This window comes from Brevibacillus laterosporus, from assembly GCA_007833815.1.
Classification (GTDB): Bacteria; Bacillota; Bacilli; order Brevibacillales; family Brevibacillaceae; genus Brevibacillus_B; species Brevibacillus_B laterosporus_D.
Map to the genome: position 1 here is coordinate 1,222,501 of CP033464.1, position 15,347 is coordinate 1,237,847.

Annotated in this window: 10 protein-coding genes, 10 tRNA genes and 1 rRNA gene (1 of these 21 running past the window's edge); 20 read left to right on the forward strand and 1 reads right to left on the reverse strand. The window is 44.4% G+C overall.

What is annotated here, in order from left to right; translation table 11 throughout:
- From EEL30_07305 to rocF, 12 genes are all read left to right on the forward strand, one after another.
- A 23S ribosomal RNA gene (locus EEL30_07305) occupies window positions 1–2,675 on the forward strand; it begins 257 nt to the left of the window's first position.
- Window positions 2,676–2,734: 59 nt separating this feature from the next.
- A tRNA-Asn gene (locus EEL30_07310) sits at window positions 2,735–2,809 on the forward strand.
- 7 nt (window positions 2,810–2,816) lie between these two features.
- Window positions 2,817–2,893: transfer RNA gene (locus EEL30_07315), tRNA-Glu, on the forward strand.
- 7 nt (window positions 2,894–2,900) lie between these two features.
- Window positions 2,901–2,976, forward strand: a tRNA-Val gene (locus EEL30_07320).
- A 34-nt stretch (window positions 2,977–3,010) separates the two neighbouring features.
- A tRNA-Tyr gene (locus EEL30_07325) sits at window positions 3,011–3,095 on the forward strand.
- A 7-nt stretch (window positions 3,096–3,102) separates the two neighbouring features.
- Window positions 3,103–3,177 (forward strand) — tRNA-Gln (locus EEL30_07330).
- Window positions 3,178–3,181: 4 nt separating this feature from the next.
- Window positions 3,182–3,257, forward strand: a tRNA-Lys gene (locus tag EEL30_07335).
- A gap of 10 nt (window positions 3,258–3,267) precedes the next feature.
- Window positions 3,268–3,343, forward strand: a tRNA-Gly gene (locus EEL30_07340).
- 5 nt (window positions 3,344–3,348) lie between these two features.
- Window positions 3,349–3,425, forward strand: a tRNA-Arg gene (locus EEL30_07345).
- A gap of 6 nt (window positions 3,426–3,431) precedes the next feature.
- Window positions 3,432–3,508: transfer RNA gene (locus EEL30_07350), tRNA-Pro, on the forward strand.
- A gap of 8 nt (window positions 3,509–3,516) precedes the next feature.
- Window positions 3,517–3,590: transfer RNA gene (locus EEL30_07355), tRNA-Gly, on the forward strand.
- 177 nt (window positions 3,591–3,767) lie between these two features.
- The gene (rocF, locus tag EEL30_07360) at window positions 3,768–4,664 is read left to right on the forward strand and encodes an arginase (protein ID QDX92190.1); all 897 of its coding nucleotides are present in this window, start codon (window positions 3,768–3,770) and stop codon (window positions 4,662–4,664) included.
- Window positions 4,665–4,757: 93 nt separating this feature from the next.
- Here rocF and EEL30_07365 read toward each other — a convergent pair whose 3' ends face one another.
- Window positions 4,758–4,958, reverse strand: coding sequence for an aspartyl-phosphate phosphatase Spo0E family protein (locus tag EEL30_07365; GenBank protein QDX92191.1), 201 nt, complete (start codon window positions 4,956–4,958; stop codon window positions 4,758–4,760).
- A gap of 280 nt (window positions 4,959–5,238) precedes the next feature.
- On the opposite strand from EEL30_07365, the gene sigW reads away from it, so the two are divergent.
- The 8 genes from sigW to EEL30_07405 all read left to right on the forward strand — a co-directional run bounded on the left by sigW (window position 5,239) and on the right by EEL30_07405 (window position 15,204).
- Entirely contained in the window at window positions 5,239–5,802 is a 564-nt protein-coding gene (gene sigW, locus EEL30_07370) for an RNA polymerase sigma factor SigW (protein QDX92192.1), read from the forward strand.
- A gap of 19 nt (window positions 5,803–5,821) precedes the next feature.
- Window positions 5,822–6,445 carry an anti-sigma factor gene (locus tag EEL30_07375; protein ID QDX92193.1) on the forward strand — a complete coding sequence of 208 codons (624 nt, stop codon included), beginning with the start codon at window positions 5,822–5,824 and terminating at the stop codon, window positions 6,443–6,445.
- A 111-nt stretch (window positions 6,446–6,556) separates the two neighbouring features.
- On the forward strand, window positions 6,557–7,375 hold the full coding sequence (locus EEL30_07380) for a TIGR00159 family protein (GenBank protein ID QDX92194.1): 819 nt from the start codon (window positions 6,557–6,559) through the stop codon (window positions 7,373–7,375).
- The gene (locus EEL30_07385) at window positions 7,368–8,600 is read left to right on the forward strand and encodes a hypothetical protein (protein ID QDX92195.1); all 1,233 of its coding nucleotides are present in this window, start codon (window positions 7,368–7,370) and stop codon (window positions 8,598–8,600) included. The genes EEL30_07380 and EEL30_07385 overlap by 8 nt, the downstream gene beginning before the upstream one ends.
- Before the next feature lie 48 nt (window positions 8,601–8,648).
- Entirely contained in the window at window positions 8,649–9,995 is a 1,347-nt protein-coding gene (locus EEL30_07390) for a phosphoglucosamine mutase (GenBank protein QDX92196.1), read from the forward strand.
- A 573-nt stretch (window positions 9,996–10,568) separates the two neighbouring features.
- Window positions 10,569–12,404 (forward strand): glutamine--fructose-6-phosphate transaminase (isomerizing), encoded by a 1,836-nt coding sequence (gene glmS, locus EEL30_07395; GenBank protein ID QDX92197.1) that lies wholly within the window; start codon window positions 10,569–10,571, stop codon window positions 12,402–12,404.
- A 329-nt stretch (window positions 12,405–12,733) separates the two neighbouring features.
- Window positions 12,734–13,411, forward strand: a complete 678-nt coding sequence (locus EEL30_07400; protein QDX92198.1) for a DNA-binding response regulator — start codon at window positions 12,734–12,736, stop codon at window positions 13,409–13,411.
- On the forward strand, window positions 13,408–15,204 hold the full coding sequence (locus tag EEL30_07405; GenBank protein QDX92199.1) for a HAMP domain-containing protein: 1,797 nt from the start codon (window positions 13,408–13,410) through the stop codon (window positions 15,202–15,204). The genes EEL30_07400 and EEL30_07405 overlap by 4 nt, the downstream gene beginning before the upstream one ends.
- Window positions 15,205–15,347 lie beyond the last annotated feature (143 nt).

Here is a 15,347-nt window from a genome sequence, read left to right on the forward strand (position 1 = left end):
CGAACGCGGAAGAGCCTAAACCGTAGGATTTATCCTGCGGGGTTGTGGGGCGTTTCATATAGGAGTTACAAAGGACAGATGTAGGTGAACAGTTTGGGAAGACTGACCAAAGAGCGTGATAGTCGCGTAACCCAAACATCTGTCCCTCCGAGACCAACCCCGAGTAGCGCGGGACACGAGAAATCCCGTGTGAATCTGGCAGGACCATCTGCTAAGGCTAAATACTACCTAACGACCGATAGTGAACCAGTACCGTGAGGGAAAGGTGAAAAGCACCCCGGGAGGGGAGTGAAATAGTACCTGAAACCGTGTGCTTACAAATAGTCGGAGCACTTTCTATGTGTGACGGCGTGCCTTTTGTAGAATGAACCGGCGAGTTACGATAGCGTGCGAGGTTAAGTCGAAGAGACGGAGCCGCAGCGAAAGCGAGTCTGAATAGGGCGAAAGTACGTTGTCGTAGACCCGAAACCGTGTGATCTAGCCATGTCCAGGGTGAAGGTAGGGTAACACCTACTGGAGGCCCGAACCCACGCACGTTGAAAAGTGCGGGGATGAGGTGTGGCTAGCGGTGAAATTCCAATCGAACTCGGAGATAGCTGGTTCTCCCCGAAATAGCTTTAGGGCTAGCCTCGGATTTAGAGTCTTGGAGGTAGAGCACTGATTGGACTAGGGGCCCTCATCGGGTTACCGAATTCAGTCAAACTCCGAATGCCAAGTACTTATATCCGGGAGTCAGACGGTGAGTGCTAAGATCCATCGTCAAAAGGGAAACAGCCCAGACCATCAGCTAAGGCCCCCAAGTGTATGTTAAGTGGGAAACGATGTGGAGTTGCCCAGACAACCAGGATGTTGGCTTAGAAGCAGCCACCATTTAAAGAGTGCGTAATAGCTCACTGGTCGAGTGACTCTGCGCGGAAAATGTAACGGGGCTAAACATACCGCCGAAGCTATGGCAGTCCTTATGGACTGGGTAGGGGAGCGTTCCAAGCAGCAGTGAAGCCGTATCGTAAGGAGCGGTGGAGCGCTTGGAAGTGAGAATGCCGGTGTAAGTAGCGAAAAGACAAGTGAGAATCTTGTCCACCGAAAGCCTAAGGTTTCCTGGGGAAGGCTCGTCCTCCCAGGGTTAGTCGGGACCTAAGCTGAGGCCGAAAGGCGTAGGCGATGGACAACTGGTTGATATTCCAGTACCACCTCTGTTCCGTTTGAGCAATGGCGTGACGCAGGAGGATAGGGTGAGCGGCCTATTGGATGGCCGTCTAAGCAGTAAGTGTGGTGTGTAGGCAAATCCGCACACCAGTAAGCACAAGCTGTGATGGCGAGGGAAATTATAGTACCGAAGTCCCTGATTTCACACTGCCAAGAAAAGCGTCTAGCGAGGAACAAGGTGCCCGTACCGCAAACCGACACAGGTAGGCGAGGAGAGAATCCTAAGGTGCGCGGGATAACTCTTGCTAAGGAACTCGGCAAAATGGCCCCGTAACTTCGGGAGAAGGGGCGCCTCGGTAGGGTTTATAGCCCGAGGAGGCCGCAGTGAAAAGGCCCAAGCGACTGTTTAGCAAAAACACAGGTCTCTGCGAAGCCGCAAGGCGAAGTATAGGGGCTGACGCCTGCCCGGTGCTGGAAGGTTAAGGGGATGGGTTAGCGCAAGCGAAGCTTTGAACCGAAGCCCCAGTAAACGGCGGCCGTAACTATAACGGTCCTAAGGTAGCGAAATTCCTTGTCGGGTAAGTTCCGACCCGCACGAAAGGCGTAACGACTTGGGCGCTGTCTCGGCAAGAGACCCGGTGAAATCATAATACCTGTGAAGATGCAGGTTACCCGCGACAAGACGGAAAGACCCCATGGAGCTTTACTGTAGCCTGGTATTGAAACTTTGTGCATCATGTACAGAATAGGTGGGAAGCTGTGAAGCGAGGGCGCCAGCCTTCGTGGAGCTGTCGTTGGGATACCACCCTTGATGTACGGAGTTTCTAACTTGCCGCCCTTATCGGGTGGAAGGACCATGCCAGGTGGGCAGTTTGACTGGGGCGGTCGCCTCCTAAAGAGTAACGGAGGCGCCCAAAGGTTCCCTCAGAATGGTCGGAAATCATTCGTAGAGTGTAAAGGCACAAGGGAGCTTGACTGCGAGACCTACAAGTCGAGCAGGGACGAAAGTCGGGCTTAGTGATCCGGTGGTTCCGCATGGAAGGGCCATCGCTCAACGGATAAAAGCTACCCTGGGGATAACAGGCTTATCTCCCCCAAGAGTCCACATCGACGGGGAGGTTTGGCACCTCGATGTCGGCTCATCGCATCCTGGGGCTGAAGTAGGTCCCAAGGGTTGGGCTGTTCGCCCATTAAAGCGGTACGCGAGCTGGGTTCAGAACGTCGTGAGACAGTTCGGTCCCTATCTGTCGCGGGCGTAGGAAGTTTGAGGAGAGCTGTCCTTAGTACGAGAGGACCGGGATGGACGCACCCCTGGTGCACCAGTTGTCACGCCAGTGGCACAGCTGGGTAGCTATGTGCGGACGGGATAAGCGCTGAAAGCATCTAAGCGTGAAGCCCCCTTCAAGATGAGACTTCCCATAGCGCAAGCTAGTAAGACCCCTCATAGACGATGAGGTTGATAGGTTCGGTGTGGAAGTGCAGTAATGCATGGAGCTGACGAATACTAATCGGTCGAGGACTTATCCACATTGCCTGTATGCTGACTTTCATTATCTAGTTTTGAAAGAACAAGTTTCTTTCATACTGTTCCTCAGTAGCTCAATGGTGGAGCAACCGGCTGTTAACCGGTAGGCTGGCGGTTCGAGTCCGTCCTGAGGAGCCATTATTATGGCCCGTTGGTGAAGCGGTTTAACACAGCAGCCTTTCACGCTGTCATACAGGGGTTCGAATCCCCTACGGGTCACCATTTATCTGGAGGATTAGCTCAGCTGGGAGAGCATCTGCCTTACAAGCAGAGGGTCGGCGGTTCGATCCCGTCATCCTCCACCATTTTTTTAGCTGTAAGTAGCTTTTTATTATATGTGGGGAGATAGTGAAGTGGCTAAACACGGCAGACTGTAAATCTGCTCCCTCCGGGTTCGGCGGTTCGAATCCGTCTCTCCCCACCATACCTATTGGGGTATAGCCAAGCGGTAAGGCAACGGACTTTGACTCCGTCACTCCCAGGTTCAAATCCTGGTACCCCAGCCATTGGGAGCCATTAGCTCAGTTGGTAGAGCATCTGACTTTTAATCAGAGGGTCGAAGGTTCGAGTCCTTCATGGCTCACCATTTTTATTATGCGGACGTAGCTCAATTGGTAGAGCGTCGCCTTGCCAAGGCGAAGGTCGCGGGTTCGAGCCCCGTCGTCCGCTCCATATATGTGCCCTTAGCTCAGCCGGATAGAGCGTTTGACTACGAATCAAAAGGTCGGGAGTTCGAATCTCTCAGGGCACGCCATAATGTCGGGAAGTAGCTCAGCTTGGTAGAGTACTTGGTTTGGGACCAAGGTGTCGCAGGTTCGAATCCTGTCTTCCCGACCATGCATTTTGCGGGTGTAGTTCAATGGTAGAACTCCAGCCTTCCAAGCTGGTCGCGTGGGTTCGATTCCCATCACCCGCTCCATAAGATTACAAGAAAAGCAACTCAGATTATCTGGGTTGCTTTTTTGTGTGTGCTAAATAAATATAAAATAAATTCATAACTATGCAAAAATTTGTCGAGTTGAGTCATTACCTCATCTGCGTCTACAATAGATGAGTAAGTAGAAGACTTTGTTACCCCAAGGAAGGAGTCTCACATATGAATAAAAAGATATCAATGATTGGTGTACCTCTCGATTTAGGTGCCGATCGACGCGGTGTAGATATGGGACCTAGCGCTATTAGATATGCTGGGGTAGTGAAGCGTTTAGAGGGTTTGGGATATTCAGTTAAAGATTTAGGAGATATTCCTGTAAAAAGGCCCGAAAATTTCGAAGAGACTGATAACCATAAGTATTTACATCAAGTTTTAGAAGCTAATGAAAGACTTGCAACACAAGTGGCACTAGAGATAGAAGATGGACGTTTTCCTTTAGTTTTAGGAGGCGACCACAGTATAGCACTAGGAACGATTGCGGGAATTGCTCAGACAAAAAAGAACCTTGGTGTTATCTGGTTTGATGCACATGGAGATATAAATACAGGTCTGACCTCCCCTACTGGGAATATTCATGGTATGCCACTTGCTGCTTCTCTGGGTATTGGACATGACGCCTTGGTTAAACTGGGGGGATATGGTCCAAAAATAAAACCAGAACATGTTGTTATTATCGGTGCTAGGGACTTAGATCCAGGTGAACGTGAATTAATCAAAGAAATTGGTATAAAGGTATATACGATGCATGAAATTGATCGTTTAGGTATGACACGTATTATGGAAGAGACAATAGGATATGTTACACAAGGAACGGATGGAGTCCATCTTAGCTTGGATTTAGATGGCCTAGACCCATTATATGCTCCAGGAGTGGGAACACCGGTCATTGGAGGTATTTCTTATCGAGAAGGACATTTGGCTATGGAAATTTTGGCTGAGGCAGATATCTTAACATCAGCAGAATTTGTAGAAGTGAATCCGATTCTTGATCAGAAAAACGCAACAGCGGGTGTAGCTGTTGCCTTAATGAGTTCCTTATTTGGAGATAAACTTTTGTAAGATCTACAAAAGACAGGATAAATGGAAAAGTATCTTCCATCCTCCTGTCTTTTGTTTATTTGATTTATATCTTATATACTTACTATAAGCCTATTAGTTGCCCTTTAATGAAGCTTTACATTTTGAAAAGATGAGGGTAGAGTCAAAGGATGAGTTTTGCCATTGATTTAATAAATCATCTAATTTTACACTGAGCTCCAAAAGCTCTGGAGTCATGGAGGGGCAGTGCTTGTACTTCTCATTTAATTTTTTCCGTACTACTTCAATTTGATGATACAGTACATGAGTTGTCATCACAATAAATGCACGCTCCTTTTAGAATATTTGTGTAGCTTCTTTTTTGTTAACACTATATGTATAGCTAGAAACAGCTTACTTATGCTCTTTTTATACCCTTTTTTATAAAATTCTTTTCTTATAAATCAGGTTTCAAGCAGTTTTAATCAGGAACAAAAGGAAAACTACCTATATAATTAAGAAGAAAATAAAATTCCGCAGAACTTAACAGGAAAAAATGAAACTAAATCGTCTTTAGTTCGTATTAGAAGACGGGTTACATTCTAGGGAGGATGGCATGGAATTTGTAGAGAGACGCTTGGTAGAGCGAGCGAAACGGGATGACCGTGAAGCGTTTGCGGAACTGGTGGAAATGTACAAAGATAAAATCTTTCAGCTAGCTTTCAGAATGGTTGGCAATCGCCAAGAGGCTGAGGATATTGCACAAGAAACCTTTTTACGCGTTTATGCCAATCTGCATTCCTATGATGAAAATTATCGTTTTTCAACGTGGATATACCGTATCGCCACTAATCTGTGTATTGATCGGGGAAGAAAAAAGAAACCACAATTTTCTCTGGATGAAGAGCAGGGTGGGGATTTAGAAGGGCTTGATTGGTACTCCAGACTAGCTTCCGACGAGAAGACACCTGAGGAAAAAGTCGTTGTACAAGAATTACAAGAAACGGTTCAAGATGCACTAACCAAGCTAAACCCGAAGTATCGATCTATCATGGTACTTCGTTACATTGAGGATTTATCATTGCAAGAAATTAGTGATGCCTTGCAGTTGCCAATTACAACGATTAAAACCAGAATTCATCGTGGGCGAGAAGCACTGCGAAATAAGTTGCGATTTTAATGAAAGGAGACGTATTCAGATGGATTGCAGAGAAGCGAAGCAACTCAACCATGTTTTATTGGATAAAGATATCGACCAACTATCGAATCAACGTCTTCAACAGCACCTGCTGAACTGCGAAGAATGCCGTACACACCTACAACAATTGCAAAAAGTGATTGCCTATGTGGAGAGTGCCTCCCATATTCATGCACCAAGTGATTTTACTGCACGTGTCATGGCTCAGTTGCCTCCAGTAGCGAAGCGTAAGAGTTTTGGTAATTGGATGAGAAGACACCCGTTTGTAACAGCGGCAGCAGTCTTTTTTGTTCTCATGACGGGAAGTTTGTTTACCAGTTGGTTTGATCGGGATAATACCTTACAAATTACATCAGCCAATATGGATAAGCTAAAGATAGATAAAGAGCGTAATGTGGTTGTCGTGCCAGCTGGTACCATCCTAACTGGAGACCTTATTGTACGCAATGGAAGCGTAGAAGTAGAAGGTGAAGTGAAGGGGAATGTTGTAGCTATTGACGGTAGGGTCTTTTTAGCCTCAACAGCTCAGGTGGCAGGTGATACAGAATCCATTGAAATGATTTTCGATTGGGTATGGTATGAGATGAAAAATATCGGAAATGACTTGCTTCCGTTGGCTCATTAGGGGAAAATAGAAGGAAGAGAAGTGGCACGGCATGAAAAGCCGTGCTTTTTTCCGCAAACAATCCAATCAAAATTCTTGGATAGTATTGGAGTAGGAATGTGAGGCGGCGGTATGGGGTATTTAAACTACGTGAACATACTGCGTGACGGAATTGATATTCTTTTAGTCACGTACTTGATTTATAAACTAATCATGCTGGTCCGCGGAACTCGTGCTGTACAACTATTGCGAGGAATCATGGTGGTTATCGTTACCTGGTTGCTTAGTAAGTACTTTGATTTCCGTACCCTGCACTGGCTAATGTCTCAAGCGTTTACGTTTGGGGTTTTAGCAATTGTAATTATCTTTCAGCCTGAGCTTCGTCGTGCATTGGAGCAAATTGGGCGAGGTAAATTATTCTCGCGCTCTTACTCGAATGATGATGAGGAAGGCGTGCAACGAATGGTCCAGGAAGTGGGTAAGGCTGTCACTTATATGGCGAAGCGTCGCATAGGAGCTTTAATCGTTGTGGAGAGAGATACAGGGCTAAATGATTATGTAGAGACGGGAATCGCCATAAATGGACGAGTAACGTCGGAGCTGTTAATCAACATCTTTATCCCGAATACACCTCTGCATGACGGGGCCGTCATTTTGCGTAAGGATACGGTTCTAGCAGCAGCTTGTTATCTACCGTTATCTGAAAATCCATCCATTTCCAAAGAACTGGGAACACGACATCGAGCTGCTCTTGGAATGAGTGAAGTCTCAGATGGCGTTACGATTATTGTGTCGGAGGAAACAGGAAACGTTTCGATTACGATCAATGGAGAAATAACGCGTAACTTGACTGAGGAGCTACTAGCGCAAAAAATGTTAAGCCGACTCTCTCTGCAAGCGAAGAGTAAATCCATGGCAAGTCGTTGGCAATGGGGGCGAAAAAATGGATAGATGGTTAAACAGTCATTGGTTTGTCCGTGGGATTGCCCTACTTTTGGCCATTATGTTGTGGATGATTGTAAACCTAGAGCCAGAACAGGGCAATTCCAGTGAAGCAGTACAGCCTACTCGAATTATTGAAAGCGTAAAGGTGAAACCTTATTATGACGCCGATAATTTTGAGATCACCAACAAGCTACAATCTGTCAAAGTAGCAGTGGAGAGTAACAATCCCTTTCTAAAATATAATATCTTTGATAACTACGAGGTATTTATAGATGCAAGAGGCTTAGCAAGTGGAGCACATCGATTACAGGTGCAATCACGTGGATTCCCTGAAGGGTCTAAAGTAACCATTACACCGGATTACATTGATGTAACATTAGAAGAAAAACAAACGGTGGAAGTGGACGTCCAAGTCGAGAAAATTGGTAAGGCAGCGGATGGGTATGAGTTAAAACAACCTATTATTAAGCCATTCCGTGTACTCGTTACTGTTCCGGCAAGCCAGGTTAAGAAGATTGGTGTAGTAAAGGCTGCCGTCAATGTAGATGGAGCAACAGATACCGTTTCTAGTAATGCGCAATTGAAAGTGTATGACAAGCAAGGAAACCAGATGACGGGAGCAGAAATCTCACCGCTTGTGGTAGAAGTAAATATACCGGTGACAAGTCCGTCCAAGGTGGCTCCGCTCAAATTAAACTTGACGAATGAGCTGCCAGATGGATATAGTTTGGCTAGTATTACCATGAACACACAAGAGGTGACGGTATACGGACCAAATGAAGTGATTAAACCTTTGGATACCTATTCGGGTCCGTCAATTGATCTAAAAAATATTACTTCAGATCGGGTACTTCAATTAAAAATGCCGTTGGCGCCAAAAGTGGTGAAGGTGGACCCAGATACGTTAGATGTCACTATAAAGGTAGTGCCATCAGAAACCAAAAAATTGGAGAACGTACCATTGAGGGTAACAGGACTCGCTGAAGATTTGGTTGCCAAAGTCTTTACAGCGGATGGACAGGAATTAAACACAGTAAGCTTCGATGTGATTGGAGCTTCTAACATCTTAAAAGACCTTACGGCTAATGACATTCAAATTGTAGCAGATGTAAGTTCGCTGCCTGTAGGTGTGCATGAGATTCCGCTGGTTTACAATAACAATTTGCCAGATTATCTTAAGGTGGCACCAAATGCACTCAATCAGGTCACAGTAGAAATCACAAAAAAATAGTAGGAACATAGCCTATTACGTGTACTAGGAAAGAAATGAGGGACAAGGATGGGAAAGTATTTCGGAACAGACGGCGTACGTGGGGTTGCTAATGCGCAACTTACACCTGAATTGGCTTTTAAAATTGGTCGAGATGGTGGATACGTACTGACAAGACACAAAGAGGAAGGTAAACCAAAGGTAGTTATTGGTCGCGATACGCGTATCTCTGGTCAAATGCTGGAGAGTGCTTTAATCGCAGGTCTTCTCTCTGTAGGTGCAGAAGTAGTTCGTTTGGGAGTAATTTCTACGTCTGGCGTAGCTTATCTGACCAAAGCTTTAGGGGCAGATGCCGGTGTCATGATTTCTGCTTCACATAATCCATTTGAAGATAACGGAATCAAATTCTTTGGTAACGATGGTTTTAAACTGTCGGATGAAGACGAGAATGAAATTGAAAGATATTTGGATACACCAGAGGATACATTGCCGCGTCCAACTGGGGACAAAATTGGTACTGTAATCGATTATCTGGAAGGTAGCCAGAAATACCTTTCTCATCTGAAGAGTTCTGTAAATGAACGCTTTGAAGACATGAAAGTCGTCTTAGATTGCGCAAATGGAGCGGTATCTTCTTTAGCTGCGAGACTGTTTGCAGATGTGGAAGCAGATGTGATTACAATTGGCGCGAGTCCGAATGGTATTAACATCAATGATAAATGCGGATCGACTCATCCAGAGCGTTTACAGGAAGAGGTTCTGAAGCATAAGGCTGTTATGGGTCTTTCCTTTGATGGAGATGCTGATCGTTGCATAGCTGTCGATGAGAACGGTGAACTGGTAGATGGCGATTACGTAATGGCTATCTGCGCGCGTGCTCTTAAACATAAGGGCAAACTAAACAACAATACAGTAGTGACGACCGTAATGGCTAATCTGGGCTTCTTTAAAGCAATGGAAGAGCAAGGCATCAATAGTACGCGTACAGCGGTTGGTGATCGCTATGTAATGGAAGAAATGGTACGTGGTGGCTATAACCTGGGTGGAGAGCAATCTGGACATATTATTTTTCTAGATTACAATACAACCGGAGATGGCTTGTTAACAGGTCTGCAGCTACTTAACATCATCAAAGAAACAGGCAAACCATTGTCTGAGCTAAAACAGATGATGACGAAATTCCCACAGCTATTAGTAAATGTGCGCGTGGAAGATAAGACGAAGCTAAACGGCAACGTAGCTATTGAACAAGCGATTAAAGAGGTAGAGGAAAGCTTGCATGGCAATGGTCGTGTATTGGTTCGTCCATCTGGTACAGAGCCAATCGTTCGTGTAATGGCAGAGGGTCCAGATGCTGCTGAGCTTGAGATTATGGTTCAGAAGATCGTAGAGATTGTTAAACAAGAATTAGCGTAAAGCTAGATATAGGTAAAAGAGGAGCGGCTTAGGTCTGCTCCTCTTTTTATGTGCCAGAACCTTGATATAAATAGGTTTTCTAATGTCATTTTTCGTTTGACACATTTCTCTCTACTTCTGCATACCATAAAGGGTGGGGAAATCTGAGCAATTTATCATCAATTTATGAGGAAAGTAGCGGAAAAGAGATATTGTCCCCTACACAAAGCTGTGCTAAAGTAAGAAAGTATTTGATTATCATGAAAAGGAGGGGGAGAGAAGATCCGAATTTTTATTCCCACAAATATCTTCAGCAGAATTTTTTAAAAGCGCCAGCACTGTAGCTGCCCGACATGGAGCACAGTGGACGAGGTGGAGGTTTATCGAAAATTTCGGCGGATGCCTCCCGGTCATATATCAAGACCGTAAGCCCAGTTACAAAACATAGGGGTAACCCTTTGGACAAAGTCTGGGTATGATACGTTCAGATTTACCTTATAGATAAAAATTTGCAAAGGAATGACGGGGGTACCACCCCGTTAGCAAATGCAGTTGGGTCGTACCCCTGTCCACTAGAGAGGGGTTTCTATCACTATGTGCGGAATCGTTGGATATATTGGAAGTAAACAGGCGCAGGATATCGTTATTGGAGGTCTGCGTAAACTGGAGTATCGTGGGTATGATTCTGCAGGCGTAGCAGTAATGACGGAGCAAGGTTTGGATCATGCAAAATCCAAGGGACGGATTGCTACGTTAGAAGAGCGTCTAGCAGACAGACCACTGGCGGGAATGATTGGAATTGGCCATACTCGTTGGGCAACACACGGAAAACCTTCCGATGAAAATTCTCATCCTCATTTGGACAAAACGCATAAATTCGCGGTTGTGCATAATGGGATTATTGAAAACTACTTGACTATCAAGGAAGAATTGATAGCTAAAGGATATGAGTTCCTGTCTGAAACAGATACAGAGGTAATCGCTCATCTATTGTCTGACCTGTATGAAGGCGATATCGTAGCTACGGTTCGCAAGGCGATACAAAAAATGCGCGGTGCTTATGCTCTTGGTATCATGACAGAACACGAACCAGATAAATTGATTGCTGTACGCTTGGCAAGTCCACTCATCGTGGGTATTGGTGAAGGGGAAGCGTTTATCGGCTCTGACATTCCAGCCATTTTGGAACATACACGTGACATGTACATTTTAAATGAAGGTGAAATGGCAGTTTTGACTCGTGATGGCATCCAACTGTCTGTAGCAGAAACAGGCGAGCCTGTTGAGCGTGACATTTTCCATGTAGATTGGGACTTGGTGCAGGCAGAGAAGGACGGCTATGACTCTTTTATGTTAAAAGAGATTCATGAGCAGCCTAAAGCGATGCGAGATACAATTGGTTCCCGTATTGATTTGGAAAACAAGCGTGTACAGCTTCCTGAGATGAAAATGACTCCGGAAGAATTAGCTGCCTTTGACCGAATGTACATTGTAGCATGTGGTACTTCCATGCATGCTGGTTTAATTGGAAAAGATGTAATTGAGAAGCTGACACGCATTCCTGTAGAGGTAGCGATCGCTTCTGAATTTAGATATCGTGATCCGATCTTCACAGATAAGACGTTAGTGGTTGTCATCAGTCAATCAGGGGAAACAGCAGATACGTTGGCAGCTCTACGTGAAGCGAAGAAACATGGCGTCAAAGTAATGGCAGTAAGCAACGTTGTAGGTAGCTCTGTAGCTCGTGAAGCAGACGAAGTCATTTATACATGGGCAGGACCAGAAGTCGCGGTTGCTTCTACGAAAGCTTATACATGCCAAAGCCTGGCTCTATATTTGTTTGCCCTCTATCTTGCACAGATAAAAGGAACACAAACAGATGCACAAATCGCTGAGGTTGTCGATCACCTGTTAGAGATTCCAACTCAAACAGCTAACATTCTAGAAACGGAAGAAAGCCTGCGTAAAGTAGCTATTTCCGTAACGAAGGATGTTCAAAACCTGTTCTTCATTGGACGTGGTTTGGACTATGCTGTGACGTTGGAAGGTTCCCTGAAACTAAAAGAGATTTCTTATATTCACTCTGAAGCATACGCAGCGGGTGAATTAAAGCACGGTACCCTAGCTCTAATTGAAGAGAATGTACCTGTGATTGCACTGGCTACTCAGCCAGACCTATTTGACAAGACGGTATCCAACATCGTTGAAGTCAAAGCTCGCGGCGCCTACACATTAGGTCTCGCATTTGAAGGAGATACCGAATTGGTGAAAACGGTGGATGAAGTGGTATATGTGCCGCGCACCCTGCCGATTTTGGCACCCGTATTAACTGTCATTCCATTGCAATTGCTTGCTTACTTTGCGTCTACAGCTCGTGGCTTGGATGTGGATAAACCACGGAACTTGGCTAAGAGTGTGACGGTGGAGTAGGGATTGGGTTGTTGTTTAATTATGTTGTGGATTTTAATATGATATGTCACAGATTTGAATAACATATGTCATTTAAATTGAATATAAGAATGTCATAATCAAAAACCCTGTTGTGGTCAGTATATAGTTTGTCTTCAACTGGAACAAAAAAATGTCACTAAATTTAACACCTTGATACAGTAAACATCTTTCTGTATCAAGGTGTTTTTGTTTATAAAACAAAAACATTTTTGGATACTAACCTGTAACTTCTAATTCCTAGGCATCTGATAGAAATCCTTTTTCGAATGTGATAGTATATCAGATAAAATTGCTCAGGGAGAACATATATGCAAAAAACCATCTTGATAGTAGAAGATGAACCGATATTGCGGGAGATCATGAAGGATTATTTCATAAATGAAGGATATGAAGTGTTAGAAGCGGCAGACGGAAAAGAAGCGCTCATGATTTTTCAGACAAGTGATGTACACTTGATCATTTTGGACATCATGTTGCCTGAATTGGACGGATGGACTGTTTGCCAACGTATTCGTAAGACATCCAACGTACCTATCATCATGCTGACAGCCCGTGTCGATGAGGATGATACGATCTTTGGGTTTGAACTGGGGGCAGATGATTACGTGACCAAGCCATACAGTCCTCCCATTTTATTGGCACGAGCTAAACGGCTTCTGGAGAGTCGGGATGTCTCCGGAATGGCGGGTGAGGGACTGTCAAGTAGCGGAATTATCATTCATTTCCCGTCTCGAACAGTTATAGTAGAAGGTGTTAAGACCGATTTGACGCACACCGAATTTGAAATTTTAGCTTATCTAATGAGGAATAAAGAGATGATCATCACGAGGGAACAATTGATCACCAAAATATGGGGGTATGACTTTGCCGGCGATGATCGCACCGTGAATAGTCACATTCGTAATCTGCGCTCCAAACTAGGGGAGAAATCAAAATGCATTACCACAGTCGTGCGTTCAGGTTATAAATTTGAGGAGCAAGTATGAAGAGTAGCATTGTATTGAAATTGTTTATCTGGACAACCACTTTATGTTTGTTCATTCTTGCTTCCATTTATGTGGGACAGACCGTTTTCTTCAAACAATTTTACATCAATAAAAAAGTGGCGGATGTCCAAGCGAACCTGGAAACATTCGCACAAGAGTATGGGAAGAACAGCGGAGATGCGCAAGCGATCCAGAGGCTGGAGCAAGAATATTATCGCCAGCACAATACATGGATCACCACGGTTGATTATCTGGGGAATATAAATCATGCCGATGATATTTCCATAGAAGTAAAGCTGTTGCCCGATAAGGACAGCCCCTTTTCCAATCAGACACTTATTATTCCGTTATATGGGTTCCTAAATATTGAGGAAATTCATCAAGGAAACAGCTTTCTTCATACAGGAGCGATGGTTACCATTCAAGGAATCAAGAAAGATACGGCGGTTGTTCCTTATCGACTTGGGGTGGAATGGGGGAAGGTATCTTTTGAAAATAATCAAATCGCTAAAAAAGAGCACGAGATGATTCCAAAATTTCAAGACCAGAAAAAATCGCTGAAAGATTTCCCATCCATCTACCTTTTTGGAACCATCACCAAGACTCATCTTCCTGTGAAGAACGAAACACCCCGGCTATTATATACAAACCTTGTCTTTATGGACCGGATCAAAGAATTTCAAGCCAACCTTTTACTAAGTCCGGAAAAGATGGAGTTGACTATCCCCTGGACGTACCTTGTAGAAGAAAACGATATCAAGTACCAATTGTTTGTCCATCCCATCCAGAACAAGGACGGGAAGCCAGCCTATATTTTTGCTATGACATCGCTACAGCCTGTTGATGAAGCAATCAGCATGATTAAAGAATACTATGTGTATCTCATTTTATTTGTACTACTCCTCATCTTGTTAAGTTCGTTCTATTATTCGAAGCAGATCGCGAGACCTTTGCTACGGATCAACCATACGACAAAAAAGATTGCAACCCTAGATTTCTCAGAGAAAATTCACGTTGAGTCCAAAGATGAGATCGGAGACTTATCACACAATATTAATGTGCTCTCTGATCGGCTACATTCCTACATTGAACAACTGCAGCAAGATATCGAGAAAGAGAAGCAATTGGAAAATACGAGAAAGGAGTTCATCTCAGGAGTATCGCATGAGTTGAAGACTCCACTTAGTGTGATCCAAAGCTGTCTGTCGATCCTAAAAGATGGAGTGGCGAGCCATAAGAAGGATTATTATTTCGATGCGATGGAAAATGAAGTAAAAAAGATGGACATGCTCATTGTGGATATGCTGGATCTTGCTAAATACGAGTCCGGAACGTACAAGATGAAGATGGAGTTGTTTCCGTTAGATGTGGTGATTAAGCAGATTTGTGAGAAAGTACGGCCAGAAATCGAGAGCAAGCAGTTGCATTTGCATACCGAGCTTGTTCCGATCAAGGTAGTGGCCAACCAGTTGCGCATCGAGCAAGTTCTTGTCAATTTCCTGACCAACGCTATTCGTTACACGCCTGATGGGGAAACCATCATGATTTCGATCAGCGAAGAGCAGGATATGGCAATAGTTTGTATCGAAAACAAAGGAGTTCATATACAAGAAGAGCACCTCGAGAAAATATGGGATCGATTTTATCGAGGGGAGTCTTCCCGCCATCGCTCCACAGGTGGAACCGGGCTCGGTCTTGCTATCTCTAAAAAGATTTTGGAGCTTCATGATGTACCTTATGGCGTTTTCAATACGGAAGATGGCGTCATGTTTTACTTCCATCTCCCTAAGTAAGTATAAGTCAACACCCAAGTGCAGAACTGGCTTCTGCGCTTTTTTTGTTTTCTTTCCGTTTTGGCATATTCTTTAATCTATTTCGATTTCTTCTGCACTTTATCTTTATCTCTTTCTAGTATCATCTCATTGTAAGCAAGAGA